Genomic DNA, 12,496 nt, shown 5'->3' on the forward strand with positions numbered 1-12,496 from the left:
CTAATTTGTAACTATTCAGGTGCTTGTTGATCTTAAAGGCCCAAAATCTGGCACTATTTATGAACTCCTGCTTTGTGCGGACCTGAATAGTTACGCTATTTTTTATATTTTAGGGAATGTGAGTAATATGGCACCTGTGAATCGATACTCTTCTATGCAGAATGATGCAGATGTATCACTCCTTGAAACAAGGGTATCTAAAGCCATCATCAATGCTGACGAGGTTTCCACGCTTAAGGTTGCTGTACCCCAACCTTTTCGTGTTAATCAGCTATCCTCGAGGGGTGGTAATGCTTACGCAATAGCGGGATCAATGCATCTTCCACACCGGACGTCTACCCAGGCTGGTCTTTTGCGGCGGCTGGTCGATCCGTTGGATATCGCGCAATATCCATTGGATATTGTGGCATCGCCGTCTGAGACAAAAGAATCTGCTGGGAAACTGCAATCGGTCTTCTCGCGCTTATGGTTTTCTACTGTCAAAATTGTCTTTCCGCCTTTACTTTCCTTTGTCATACCTTTCATGATTTATGACCTTTGCGCGCAATATTTGTTTGATATTTCGCATATCATGTATAATTTCGTTGTTATATCACTTATCATTACTGCCTACTTTATTATGGTAGAAGCGCTCTCGGCATTACGCATCGAGCATCCCAAACCTGTTGAGGGTAATTCTTATCCACCTGCAAGCGCAATTATCGCTGCCTATCTTCCTAATGAGGCCGCAACGATTGTTGAGACCGTTGAGCATCTGCTGCGCGTCGATTATCCTGGACAATTTCAGTTGATCCTGGCATATAACACACCGCGGTATATTCCTGTAGAAGAAACATTGAGAGCAATTGCTTCTCGTGATCCTCGCTTTCTGTTGCTTAAAGTACAAAACAGCACCTCCAAGGCCCAGAACGTGAATCGCGCACTCAGTGAAGTTACGGGCACATTCGTTGGTATTTTCGATGCCGACCATCACCCGGCTCTATCGTCATTTACCCGAGCCTGGCAATGGCTGGCCCAGGGATACGATGTCGTACAGGGACATTGTGTTGTTCGCAATGGTGACAGTTCCTGGGTCTCACGGTTAGTTGCAGTGGACTTTGAGCTCATCTATGCGCTTGGACATCCTGGACGCGCAAGAATGCATGGCTTTGGCGTCTTTGGTGGAGCTAATGGTTATTGGCGTACCGAATTGCTACGCAAGACCGGCATGGATCACAGTATGCTAACCGAGGATATCGATTCATCTATTCGGGCTGTACAACAGGGCTACAAAATTGCTTACGATCCTCTGCTCATTTCCAGAGAGCTGGCACCAGAAACACTGAAGGCTCTGTGGAACCAGCGTATGCGTTGGGCTCAGGGATGGTTCCAGGTAACACTGAAACATCTCATGCTCACGTTGCGATCGCCTTATCTCTCATTCCGGCAGAAACTCGGTGTTTTTCATCTGCTTGGCTGGAGAGAGATCTATATGTGGCTTTCTGTTCAGATTGTACCAATTCTGGCGTTTCAACTCTTGCATGAAGATATTAAATGGTTTGCCCCACTTTTCGTTCTGAGCAGCTTATTTACATTTAGTATTGGACCATTGCAGGTCCTCCTGGCCTATGCTGTGGCGGCCCCCGATGTGAGAAAACATAGAGGCTGGTTTCTTTTCTATGCTGTGATGTCGATGTTCTTTTTCACCGGCTTCAAGAATCATATCGCGAGGATTGCGCATCTTAAAGAGGCTCTGGGAGAGCGTGAGTGGAAAGTAACACCACGTTCCGCAGTTCAAACAGCCTCAGCAAAAGGAGAAGCATAAGGCCAGTGCTAGACGCGAAATTCGACAAAGACATCGCCGGGCTGGAGACAATAAAAACTCCAGCCTCCCATATTTCTGATCTGGAGACAATGAAAGCTCCAACCGCAGGTATTGCTGGGAAAACTTCTGTTCCACAAACTAAAGCACAGAGTTCATCTCCCCGCTTTGAAGGCCTGGAAGCATACCGTGGCATAACGGCGCTCATCATTATTTGTTACCACTGCTACCAGCATGCTGAGCAGGTGGGCGTGCAACTCTATGCAGGTACCATGTTGCAGATGGTTCTTACCAATAGTGATGATGTCGTCTCCTTATTTTTTGTACTCTCTGGTTTCTTGAATTTCCTGCCATTTGCGCGGGCTGCATTGAAGCAACAAGGGGCGTATCCTCTTGGCGGTTTTGTGATCCGCCGGGCAATCCGCATTATTCCTGTCTATTACATAGCCTTTCTAATAACGTGGGCAACTCGTTACTATGGAAGTCCACAGCAGTGGTTAGACCTGCTAGAGCATTTGACTTTCACACAAATATTTGATTCACGACATATTTTCTGGACCCTTGGACCCACATGGTCGCTTGCTGTTGAGTTCTGGTTTTATTTCATGCTCGTCATGCTGGCACCACTCTCCTATTATCTTTGTAGCCGCTGTAAGACGCACAAAGGTAAGGCAATTATGCTTTATGCGATTCCTACGTTTCTCCTCGTTGTGGGTGTTGGTTACAAGATCTACTGCCTCGTAGTTCTGCATATTCCCATTGACAACTATGCAGTATATTTCTCTCTACCTGGGAGACTCGATAATTTCTCCATGGGTATGGGCCTGGCGGTATTGATGGCTACTAATAACAATCACATCAAGGTACGCAAATACGTGCCCTGGTTGCTACGTGGTGTCGCATTCCTGCTTATCGTGCTGTCCTGGATTAACCGCGAGATCAGCGTTGATGAGATCTCTGAATACATCTTCTATCATAGTATGTGGAGTATTGCCATGTTGCTCGTGATCGCGGCAGCTGTACTCGGGTCGAGCAACTTTAAAAAGAATAAAAATGCAGTATCTCAGCGTGTATGGGTTTATCTGAGCCTGATATCGTACAGTATTTTTCTCTGGCATGAGCCGCTGCTCATAGGGCTGGATCGGTATCTTATCTTTACTTCTGGCCCTCTTTTTCCCGTGAGTGTGCTCACACTTATCCTACTAGCCTTGGGGGTAGCTTCCTTAAGCTACTGGCTGTTAGAGTATCCCATTGGTTTTTTAGGTCACCTCTTTACCAAAGAGGGGAAACTACGAACACGTTATATAGATTAAGAATGTGCCGTGCCACTGCGCCTCAGCTTGAAGGCGCGGACCCTAGGGCTTTCAGATATACATATCAAAAGACGTAGAAATAATGCAGCGGGTGAGTAAATACGTATTTACTCACCCGCTGCATTGTCCTGTCAAGATATTATGAGTGCGCAGGCCATGTGAAGGTCACAATAGCCTTCGCAGGCAGCGTATATGAGATATTTTTGCCGCCCCAGTTTATACCAAACGTTTGTTTGTTCCCATTGTCGTTATATACTGTCAGCACAATTGAGCCATCGGGATTCTTAAAGCCTACGCTCCTGATCTTGCCACTCCCCATGTCAGTTGAGTCAATACGCTGAGCTCCAGGCTTGATATATTTGCCAAATTGGCCGAGAAGGTAATAGGCAGAGGTATAGGTGACTTCACCAGTCTGATCATTAACATAGACATCCGCGCCACATGTGGTACAGGAGCCGGGACCATGCTCGGTATTAGAAGCAATCGTCCATTGCATGTACGTTTGTGACCAGTTTCGTAAGACTGAAATGATGCGGTTGGCTCCCTCAGGGATGTACCATTCCCAATGTGTATCGCTAAAAGCTGCAGGAGAGTCTTCTGTAAAAAATGTACCTTTATTCGGATACTTATTATGTACTATACTTTGAGCTTCGTAGCTGCCCCCATATTTATGCCAGGATGTACCTTCTACATATTTGCTGGCCGGACTGGCCAGAACTTGCAGGGGATACTCTGGAATATCCCAGTTATGATCATAGATCAAGATTTTCGTAGATAGACCCGCATCGGCAAGGGCTGGCCCCAGGGAGCGCTCGATAAAGGTGCTCTCCTGATCCGCGGTCAGGTTATTTCCAAAATTGGCATAGCTATGTGCAGGCTCGTTTTGTGGAATTATACCCCAGATAGGAATAGAGGGAGTTTGCGACTGATAGGCCTGAATGAACTTCACCAGATATCTGGCATAAAGATCATAGTATGCAGGATTTAATGTGCGCGCGTATCCTGTGCCCGTCAACATCCATTGGGGAATACACCACGGCACAGCCAGAATCTTAAGCTGAGGATTTAATTTCCTGGCCTGTTGAAGCAATGCAATTGTATGTGATGATACATCAGGGTCAATTGAGAAGTGGGAGAGATTAGCATCATCCGGAATGCCGTTATTATCATCATAAGAACAAGCGCCATACGGAACTATCTGGTCAGGTGCATTTTGATCTGATGCCCCGATCGGCTGGCGCAGCATGTCGATACCAATACCATTCTCAGGATCAAACAGTTGCTTCATCACAACATCACGCTGAGCCTGAGGCAGTTTATGCTCAAGTTCCCAGACTGACGAAGCATTGAACGATGCTCCAAAACCTGTAATTGATTGGTAGGTTTGATGCTCATTAACGGTCACAACGGTGCCTTCTGATGAGTCTCCTTTGGCAAAGTTGATATTGCTTTGAGGTGTCAATTTATTTGCTTTATCCGTGGTCGTCAATACAACTTGCGCTGGTATATGCGCGTCTAACGCTGCTTTTTTGTGTGCCACAACTACCGCATATTCTGAGGGTCTTTTTACTAACAGAAGAGCAGTAATTATGACGACAACACTTAAAATAATACTAAGTATTATAAATAAATATTTTAATTTCATTAGGGTAGATAGCACTTTCTTAACAACGTAGTAATATTATGTTGCAGAGGGAAATAAATAAGCCCACGCAATATATTTTTCAGTTTATTAGATACTGAAAGATAAGTCAACAAATCATGTAAAAAAGACCTATTACAATTACAATGTAATACATGAATAACCTGGGCGGCGAAGCGTCTCCGCTACATTCCTACCACCAGCCCATGATGTCATCTATGCGCTCTTGATCTCCCTCGCCTGGCCCGACTCCATCATCTGCGTATTCATGCTCACCCTTGTCGCCCGGCTCCTTGTGGTATTACACCATGTTGCTATTGTCGCTTTTGCGTGATTAAACGTTGTTCACCGCCTCCCGTTCCATTACACAAAGAGTTTACGAATCCCCCACACAGGGGATGGTGATTTGCGGACTCTTTGCTATACTACGGTACATATGGTTGTGTCTAACGAATAGTCAATCTAGCAGTGTTATTAGCTGCATTCTATGAGGAAGACGATATATGCAGAATAGTGTGCAGCGCGAAAAGATATATCAGGCCCCTGCTTTATTACTTCTACAATTTTTGTTGAGCTTTTTGCTGGTAAGCGTGATTGTCGTCAGGCTGGTGTCCGAACTGGGAACGTTGCCAGGAGTGGCCATCGGCTGTGGCGCTGGCCTGCTGCTGACCGCTAATCTGTCGCAAGGGATGTTTGCCTTGCAGGTGATTCTGGAGCGGCAGGCGCTCGGTTTGCCTGTGGAACTGGTGGCGCTGTGGCGCTACTGGCCTCTGACGTCATTGTTTGAGCTGGCGGGACAGATGGAGAGATGGCGCGGCCAGCAGATAGAGATCGAGCAGCAAACAGTAGCCTATAAAGATCAGCTGATGCAGCAGGTGATTGAGGCCACGGCGCAGGAGGAGCGCAACCGCCTGGCACGTGATCTGCACGATTCAATCAAGCAGCAGATTTTTAGCATTACCATGAGCGCAGCGGCGGCCCGGGCGCGCTGGGATAAAGACTTGCAGCGGGTACGTAGTATTCTGGATGACATTGAACGCACAGCACGCGAGGCCCAGGTCGAGATGCAGGCTATGTTGCAGCAACTGCGTCCCAGGGCATTAGAAAATACTGGACTGATCGAGTCCCTGCGCATGCAGAGCCAGGCGCTCGAGTATCGTACGGGCGCCAGTGTGACACTTGAGATTGAGTGCCTGCCAACTGAGGACCAATTGCCGCCAGGGGTGCAGGAGGTGCTCTTCCGCATCGTGCAGGAGGGCTTTGCGAATATCGCGCGCCATGCGCGTGCCTCTCATGTCTGGCTGTGCCTCTATCAGCAGGAGCACTTTCTGATCCTGGAGATCGGAGACGATGGGCAGGGATTCGACATAGCTAGTCAGCCATCGCGCTCCCATACGGGCGGCATGGGTATGCAGAATATCCATGAGCGCATTAAGGTGCTGGGTGGGACAGCGCAGGTCTGGAGTATGGTTGGACAGGGCACAACGCTACAGATTGCCTTGCCCTTGCTGACGCAGAAGGCGCCAGTGCTTGAGTCCGAACAGGCCGAGGCAGCTCCCGGCACGCCCTTTATGTATACCCGTCGCATTTTCAATCTTGGCCTCTATGCCATCGATGTGGCCGCGTCCGTCGTCCTGCTCGACATGCCAGCGCATGCCGCTACTACCAGCATCCTGCTTGACATGCTAAAGCACCTTGCTCCACTGTTGATCGGGCCATGTCTGTTCGTAGCGATAGCGGCCTGGTTATGGGCGCAGCATCCACGTATGCAGGTGGCACTCAGTATAGGGCGCGACCATCTACAGCATCTGGCTCTGCTCGCTCAGGGCTATAAGCTCCTGTGCAGCGTGACTGTATTGTCTTTGTTCTATCTTGGTTATGTCTGGTATGCGGTACTGTTTGATTGGCCTGGCTATGTCATGATCGGTCTCGCTCTGCTGCTGGCCGTCTGCTACTATCGGGTGCGCATACGCTATGGCCGGACATTGGCGCTGCCCGCGTTGCAAGAGCTTGTTCATCAGCAGCGCAAGCAGCTAGGGCTGGACTTCCTCGTCTGGACGATTGTGGTGGGATACGCTGCCTTCTCAGGTATCATTGCTGATCTGCATGCCTTCCACTTCAGCGGGGATATGTGGGTGCAGAATGCTGCACTGAGTATGTGCCTGCTCTGGTTGCTGGTCAATCTGTTAAAGAGCATTGAGACTATATGCTGGCAACGTCTGGCCGTCAAGAGGAGTAAGTAGATGTCTGAAGCTATTCGTGTCGTGCTGGTAGATGATCACAAGGTTGTCCGTTACGGACTGCGCACCTATCTGGAATCGTTTGACGACCTGGAGATTGTTGGTGAGGCTTCCAGTGGTGAGGAGGCGCTGCGCCACGTTGAACGCTGGGTGCCGGATGTGGTGGTGATGGACCTGTTGATGCCCGGCGGCATCGATGGCATCGAGACGATCCAGCGCATGCGCAAAATGATTCCGCTTACCCAGATTGTGGCGCTGACCAGCTACACCGACGAGGCACGGGTCATTGCGGTCTTACGTGCGGGCGCCATTAGTTATATTCGCAAGGATGCCGCCCCCGATATTTTACTGGAAGCTATTCGCAGCGCCGCCAGGGGACAATCCTTGCTGGACCCGCAGATCGCTGACGCCGTGCTTAAAGAGCTTTCCGCCAGTACAAAAACGCAACCAGCCTTATCGGAGCGTGAGCGCGAGGTGCTGCAACACCTCGCCCTGGGCCGCACCAATCGTGAGATTGCCGAGATCATGATCGTCAGTCCTGAGACGATCAAGTCACACGTTGGCAATATTCTGACCAAGCTACAACTGGCCCATCGCAGCCAGGCCGTCATCTACGCCCTCAAACAGGGATTTATTTCCCTGGATGATATTGAGTTATAAAGAGGAGTTTTGTTGCTGTATGCGTCGCTATGCTTTACGCTTTCTACCTTTGCTTGTGCTGGCGCTGCTCTTGCTGCTTGTACGTAGCTACTTGAATCAGAGCAGTAGCTATACCGGGCCGTCACAAACGCCGCAGATGCCGCTGGCCTATTCGCCATTTGAGATTGGTCCGGCGCTTTATGGGGTGGCTATGGTTTCATCACAGGATGTGTGGGCGGTGGGCGGTAGCTTTAAGGCTGTTTCCAATCAGCGCAATACTCTCAGAATGGTGGTGCCGGAGCAGGGACAGATTTTGCATTACCAGGACGATAGCTGGGTGGCTTATGCTTCATTTCCAGTACCCCTGCTGGCCATCTCGATGTCTTCCGCTCATGATGGTTGGGCGGTAGGCTATGCCGGTCAGCTGGCCCACTTTGATGGGCACAACTGGCAGGCAGAACGAGCATCCACCAGTGCAACACTATGTAGCGTTGTCATGTTGTCGGAGCAAGAAGGCTGGGCCAGCGGCTATGGGGGCACCATTTTGCACTATCATGATCACCACTGGCAGGTAGTCGCCAGCCCGACCAACAATGATGTGCTCAGCCTGAAAATGCTTTCCACGCAGGAAGGCTGGGCGGTAGGAGAAAACGGTACCATTCTGCACTACAGCCAGGGGATCTGGCGCAATTTTGCCAGTCCCACCAGCCACACCTTAAATGATCTCTCGATGCTGTCGGCCGATGAAGGCTGGGCGGTTGGCAACCAGGGCATTATCCTGCACTATCGGCAGGGTATCTGGTCGCCGGTACAGATGTCCTCGCCGGGCAACGATACGCCAGCACTGCTGGGAGTCGTCATGAATACGGTGCACAGTGGCTGGATTATTGGCAAGCAGTCAATGCTGACCTACGACAGAGAGGTCTGGCAGTTTCCATCCGCTAGCCTTGATGGAGTACCACCCGCTCTTTACGCGCTAGCTATGCATACTCCGAACGAAGGCTGGGCGGTGGGCGAGCGAAACGTTATTTATCATTATCAATCTGGTCACTGGAAAATAGTTTATACGCAATAGCTCATTTACCGGTATACATATCATTTTTATTGGTAAAGCAAGATAAAAAGGAGTTTATTGATGGCGATGTATTCGCACAAGCTTACGCGGCAGCCGAGTGCTGTAATGCTGCCCGCTATTGCTCTACTGGCTCGGAAGCTACTCAAGCAGACATGGGGGTTGCTGCTGGTGACGCTCTGCGGCTTGATCGCCTGTGTAGGATTGGTATCTGCCATTCCACTTTTCTCGCAGGTGGAGATCCAGACGGGGTTGCAGGGTGTGCTCAAGCAGACCCCAGGCGGTGCGCAGATTACAGCGACTTTTTACAGCAGTCACCCCACCGCCGCACAGCAGCAATCGATATCCAACCACATCGATCATGTTATGCAGATGCGTCTGCCTGGCTATGTAGGGACGAATGCACCTTTCACACTGTCTACGCCCAGATTGCAGATGTTGAATACCAGGACCGGTAAGGCTGCCCCTGACATGTATGTGAGCGTTTATGGATTTGAAGCTTCCGTGATGGCACAACAGGTAACTGTGTTAAAGGGACGTTTGCCACAGATGCAGCCCGCCACCGATAACGAGATCGAGATAGCGCTGACCGAGGCGGTCGCCAACAAACTGGGCTTGCAACTGGGTAGTCGGCAGCAGGTGCGCTATCCCATCGCGGCTGGTTCGGCCGTCTGGAATCTGCATGTTGTAGGTATTGTGGCGATACATCATGAAGCCGGGAATATCTGGCTTTCGAACTATCTTACCCCATCAGATCAGTCCAACCAGGGTATCGACACATCCGCTGGCAGCAATGACGTTCTGGGCTTGTTCCCGACTGTCTTGCCACGAGCCTCTTCTATTAAGATTTCTCCGTCGAATAATGTCCTGGGCAATGTGGAGCCGGGACCAGACGCGCCGGTAGCTGTGACCTCCCGGCAGCCTATAGTTGCTACGACACAGACGTTAAGCTATACAGCCTCACAGACTACCAGGGCGCCTCTATCTGGTGGTCCTGGTACTGGGGATCTTAACCCTCAGTTTACCTGGTATTATAGCTATCCATTAAATATCTCGCATATCGAGGCGTACAATTTAGCTGGCGTAATTAATACGTATGAGCAACTACAGAATTCATTTTATGGTATAGCCATACCGGATGCACATGTTACCAGCCTGAGCATTTATTCGGCCGCGATGGAGAGATTAATACTTTATAAGTCTCATATCCCGATTGGACAGGTGGTTGTTACCCTGTTGCTGATCTCTCTCCTGGGCCTGGCCTTATATACCGTGAGCCTGCTGGCGAATATATTGGTTGAGCGTCAGCTTACCACTATTGTGATGTTGCGTAGTCGTGGGGCCACTCAGCGCGATATCTTTGGCGCCTTCGCTATGCAAGGCGTTATCCTGTGCCTGATCGCGTTACTGGCCGGGCCTGCACTGGCCATGGTGCTGGTTGGCATGGTGGCTCAATCCCTGGCATCAGCCGAGGCCCCGAACGCGTTTGCGACCATGTTTGCGAATCTTCCCATGACGATCCAGCAGGTCTGGTTGGCGGCGCTGATAACGGTGGCAGGCGCGCTGCTGGTAATGATGATCTCGCTGCGCCGCGCCTCGCACATCGGTATTGTGGAACTGCGTCAGCAACATTCGCGTACCACGCAGAAGCCATTATGGATGCGGATGGGGGTGGATTTCTTTCTGCTCGTGGTGATCGTGGCAGGCCTGGGCTATTATCAACTGCTAGCTTCTATAACGGCACGCAACCTATTGGCTCCCCTGGCCTTTCTGGGTGCGGCAGTCATCATGCTCACCGTGGTGCTGCTCTTCTTACGTTTCTTTCCTGCTCTGACACGTCTGGGAACCAGGATCATCACCAGAAGCAAGGGGGCCCCCGGCGTGCTCGCGTTCGCGCAGATGGAGCGCCAGCCACATGCCACACTGCGGATGCTTCTGTTGCTGTCTCTAGCATTGAGCTCATCAATCTACCTGCTCACGTTTATTAATACCCAGCAGTCCAGAATGGTGCAGGTGGCAAATTATAAGGTTGGTGCTGACTTCAGTGGCAACCTGCCTGCTATCAAGGCTAGCCAGGACTTCGCGGATCTTAAGGCCCAATATGCCAATAAGCCGGGTGTGATCTCCACCACATTGGGCAATGTGGATACAATGAACCTCATCAACAGCCAGGTACAGGTACAAATAATGGCGGTGGACGCTGATACCTATGCTCAGACCGCTAACTGGCAATCGATGTATAGCGACCAGCCGCTAAAGACCCTGACGGATCAACTGGTGGCCCATCGCGCGGAAGCTATGGCCAATAATGAGGTTTTTGTGGTCGTCGATGATGGAATGTGGAATGCTTTAAATCTCTCGCCGGGTCAGACATTTACCCTCAAAACGGCTGATTCTCAATTCCAACATATACGCTTTGTGGCGCTGGCTCGCGTCAATTACCTGCCCCATATCCCGGTTACGCAAACCCAGCCTTTTAACTACAACATGCTCGTAGATTATCAGGCCTACAGCGCTGTATATGCGAAAAACTACGGTGGGGCGCATTTGCAGCCAAACTACCTCTGGCTCAAGACGCGCGATGATGCCAGTTCGCTCAGCCGGGTACGCCAGGCTTTTCCTGACCTACAAGATCGCCGTGTGCTGATCGAGCGGGTGTTGACCGAGCCATTACAGGTGGCTATCAGGGGAACCCTGATGCTGGGCCTGGTCGTTGCCCTGATTCTTTTGTTGATAGGTGTCGGACTCACGGCCTGGCTGAGCGTAAAGCAGCGCCGTATGAGCTTCGCGGTCTTACGAGCTCTGGGTATGACGCCAGTCCAGATCGCGCGCATCCTGTTATGGGAACAGGGGGTAATCTACCTGTTCTCGCTCTTGCTGGGATTGCTGATTGGATGGGTATGTCTGCTAACAATCATACCGGCTTTCTCGATGATCGATGGCTTCATGCAGACCCTCAGCTTTGCGTTTGATGGTCCGACCTTGCCACTGGCCCGCTATGCCCCCATTCCTATGAACTGGATTGGCCTGGCCCTGCTCATCTTTGTCGTCATCTGTGGCTGTGTGTTCTTATGGACGTCCCGCTTCGGATCGCGACCAGCCATGAGCCAGGCCTTACGCCTCAGCGAGGATTAATAGAAAGAAAGCAACACGCAGGCGCGGCGAATACTCGCGCCTGCCATTGGAGGATAGATAGTATGCAAGCACCATTGGTAATCTGCGATAATCTCATCAAAATTTATAAGAGCGGCAATCTGGAGACGGTCGCGCTGCAAGGTCTGGACCTGGACGTCTACGGTGGTGAGATGATCGCGATCGTGGGTGCGTCTGGTTCTGGTAAGTCGACGCTGCTGAATATTTTGGGCGGACTGGACGTGCCGAGCGCGGGTCGCCTTACTGTGGCGGGCCATGACCTGACACGCGTGGGAGAAGAGGAGCGTGCGCGCTACCGCAGCCAGGTGATCGGCCATGTCTGGCAACAGAGCGGGCGCAACCTGCTACCGGATCTGACGATTGAAGAGAATATTCATATACCACAAATACTTAATGGCACTGGTACGGCCCGACGAAAGCGCCGGACGAGCGAGCTATTAGAGCTGATCGGCCTGCCAACCTATGGCAAAAAGAAGCCGGTCCAGCTTTCGGGTGGACAGCAACAGCGGGTCGCCATAGCGGTGGCTATAGCCAATCAACCATCGCTCCTGCTGGCCGACGAGCCCACCGGCGAACTGGATTCCACCACGACGCAGGAGATCATGGCCTTTTTTCGTAGCCTGAATCAACACATGG

At 50.8% G+C, this 12,496-nt stretch carries 8 protein-coding genes; 7 read left to right on the forward strand and 1 reads right to left on the reverse strand.

The features are described from left to right. Window positions 1-313: 313 nt before the first annotated feature. The gene (locus tag JMI88_RS17960) at window positions 314-1,804 is read left to right on the forward strand and encodes a glycosyltransferase family 2 protein (RefSeq protein ID WP_201363300.1); all 1,491 of its coding nucleotides are present in this window, start codon (window positions 314-316) and stop codon (window positions 1,802-1,804) included. Window positions 1,805-1,809: 5 nt separating this feature from the next. After that, a complete protein-coding gene (locus JMI88_RS17965; protein ID WP_201363301.1) occupies window positions 1,810-3,114 on the forward strand; it encodes an acyltransferase family protein in 1,305 nt (434 codons plus the stop codon). A 139-nt stretch (window positions 3,115-3,253) separates the two neighbouring features. Here the strand turns inward: JMI88_RS17965 and JMI88_RS17970 are convergent, their stop codons facing one another. After that, window positions 3,254-4,654, reverse strand: a complete 1,401-nt coding sequence (locus JMI88_RS17970) for a glycoside hydrolase family 30 protein (protein ID WP_201363302.1) — start codon at window positions 4,652-4,654, stop codon at window positions 3,254-3,256. A gap of 605 nt (window positions 4,655-5,259) precedes the next feature. On the opposite strand from JMI88_RS17970, the gene JMI88_RS17975 reads away from it, so the two are divergent. From JMI88_RS17975 to JMI88_RS17995, 5 genes are all read left to right on the forward strand, one after another. Then, entirely contained in the window at window positions 5,260-6,999 is a 1,740-nt protein-coding gene (locus JMI88_RS17975) for a sensor histidine kinase (protein ID WP_201363303.1), read from the forward strand. Next, window positions 7,000-7,656, forward strand: a complete 657-nt coding sequence (locus JMI88_RS17980) for a response regulator (RefSeq protein ID WP_201363304.1) — start codon at window positions 7,000-7,002, stop codon at window positions 7,654-7,656. It abuts the gene before it with no gap. A 19-nt stretch (window positions 7,657-7,675) separates the two neighbouring features. Beyond that, window positions 7,676-8,710 (forward strand): WD40/YVTN/BNR-like repeat-containing protein, encoded by a 1,035-nt coding sequence (locus JMI88_RS17985; RefSeq protein ID WP_201363305.1) that lies wholly within the window; start codon window positions 7,676-7,678, stop codon window positions 8,708-8,710. A 60-nt stretch (window positions 8,711-8,770) separates the two neighbouring features. Then, entirely contained in the window at window positions 8,771-11,842 is a 3,072-nt protein-coding gene (locus JMI88_RS17990; RefSeq protein ID WP_201363306.1) for an FtsX-like permease family protein, read from the forward strand. Between the two features lie 62 nt (window positions 11,843-11,904). Beyond that, the coding region (locus tag JMI88_RS17995; protein ID WP_201363307.1) for an ABC transporter ATP-binding protein at window positions 11,905-12,496 on the forward strand (592 nt) is incomplete at its 3' end.

Source organism: Dictyobacter formicarum (assembly GCF_016587435.1).